Here is a 1,736-nt window from a genome sequence, read left to right as displayed (position 1 = left end):
GCAAGTCTCTGGGGTGGAGAAGCCAGCAGAAGCCCTGAACGAACACCTAGAATCGATCCAACGAGCCGGTGTTGCAACGACTCCTTGAACCTAAGCTGGGCGCCGCGGTCGGAATGGAACACCGCGCCGGGGCGGACATGCCCGTGGTGTTGGGCCATGGCCAGGGCGTCAACGATGAGGCTGGTCCGCATGTGCTCGGCGGTCTGCCACCCGACGACCATCCGGGTGGCCAGGTCGATGACCGTGGCCAGATACAGCCAGCCCTCACCCGTCTTGAGGTAGGTGATATCACCGACCAGACGGGTGCCCGGCGCGTCGGCGGTGAAGTCCCTGCCGATCAGGTCAGCGGAAACCACCGGATCCTGACCGGGCAGCGTGGTCCGCTTGTACGCCCGTGGTTGGCAGGCACGCAGGCCGAGCTCACGCATCAGATCCGCGACCAGGCCGACGCTGCACGCGATGCCCTCCCGGTTCAGCGCTGCCGTCACCCGCCGGCAGCCGTAGGTGCCCCGGGAGGCGTCGAAGACCCGCCGCACCCGTGCGGCCAGGTCCCGACGTCGGACGGCGGTGGCGGTCTCGGCCCGGTCGCGCCAGGCGTAGTACGTGGAGCGCGAGACACCCAGCAGTCGGCACATCCACGCGATCAGGTAGGTGGCCTTCTCCGCGTCGATCAACGCGCACCGCAGGGCTACGGGTGCATCCGGGCGAAGAAGGCCGCGGCTTTTTTCAGGAACTCGTTCTCCATCCGCAACCGGCGGATCTCGTCTTCCATCTCTTTCACGCGAGCGGCCTCCACCGGAGTGCTGTTCTGGTCGGCCACCGCATGCTCACGCCGCCACGCGTTGACCCAGTTACCCAACGTCGCGTCATGGATCCCCAGATCACGGGCGACGACCGCGATCGGCTTACCAGTCTCGATCACCATCTGCACAGCCTCGGCCTTGAACTGCGGGCTGAACCGACGACGCTGCTCGGGCATGGACTCATCCTCTCAACTCGGAGGACATGTCCAGGATCCTTGGTACACCTCAGAGGGCCTTGATCTCTTCGAAGAGATGCGCGACGGGGACGGCGGGGGTCCTCGGCCCGACGTGTGCGCAGGTGCTCGCGGTAGGGGTCGACGAGGCTGGCACGGTACTTGGGGACGCGGAGCATCCGCTCGGGTCGGTCGGCTCGCGCGTAGCGTTTGACGGTGTTCAGGGCCAGCTGCAGGCGGCGGGCGCACTCCATCAGGCCCACGCCCTGGTCGAGCAGGCTGTGGACCTGGTGCCAGCGTTGCAGGGTCGTCTGCGCGCGGGGGCCGTCATACAGGGGCGCGTCCAGGACGGCGGCCCAGCAGGTGCTGTGTGCCTTCACCTCGCTGCGGGCGGCTTCGCACAGGTTGTGCCACAGGTGCCACCTGTCCGCGACCTGCACCGCGTCGGGCAGGGCGCGGCGGATAGCCTCAGCATAGGTAGCGGAGCCGTCACGGCACACGACCTCGACGCCCGGATGCTCGCGTAGCCACGCTTTTAGCGTGTCGGCGGTGCGGTCGGGCAGCACGTCGATCCGCTCGTGTGTCTCGGCGTCGATCACCACGGTGGCGTAGCGGTGCCGTCGGCGCAGAGCGAAATCGTCCACGCCGATCACACGGGGCGTCCGCCCAGTGAGCCTTTCCGAGTAACGGTTCGCGACTGTGCGTAGTGTTCGTTTCAGGTGGTTCGTCCGTGCTCGATGTGGAGGATGACCAGGGCTGC

The 1,736-nt window shown here is 67.3% G+C and carries 2 protein-coding genes and 1 pseudogene; all 3 read right to left on the bottom strand.

The genetic code is table 11. The features are described 5' to 3' along the window. On the bottom strand, positions 1-674 hold a 674-nt coding region (locus tag AB0G14_RS35550), incomplete at its 3' end, for an IS3 family transposase (RefSeq protein WP_357705178.1). Between the two features lie 14 nt (positions 675-688). Continuing rightward, complete coding sequence (locus AB0G14_RS35545; protein ID WP_357705177.1) at positions 689-979, bottom strand: transposase; 291 nt, start codon at positions 977-979, stop codon at positions 689-691. A gap of 52 nt (positions 980-1,031) precedes the next feature. Next, a pseudogene (locus AB0G14_RS35540) lies at positions 1,032-1,736 on the bottom strand (transposase); the annotation flags it as partial.

The sequence above is a fragment of the Micromonospora sp. NPDC023814 genome (genome assembly GCF_040639595.1).
In the GTDB taxonomy this organism is placed as follows: Bacteria; Actinomycetota; Actinomycetes; order Mycobacteriales; family Micromonosporaceae; genus Micromonospora.
Note: the sequence above shows the minus strand (reverse complement) of the source record. Positions and strands in the feature narration are given on the sequence as shown.

Excerpts from the sequence above, each read along its gene's own strand:
- AB0G14_RS35545 (WP_357705177.1), bottom strand. The coding sequence starts at position 979 with ATGCCCGAGCAGCGTCGTCGGTTCAGCCCGCAGTTCAAGGCCGAGGCT.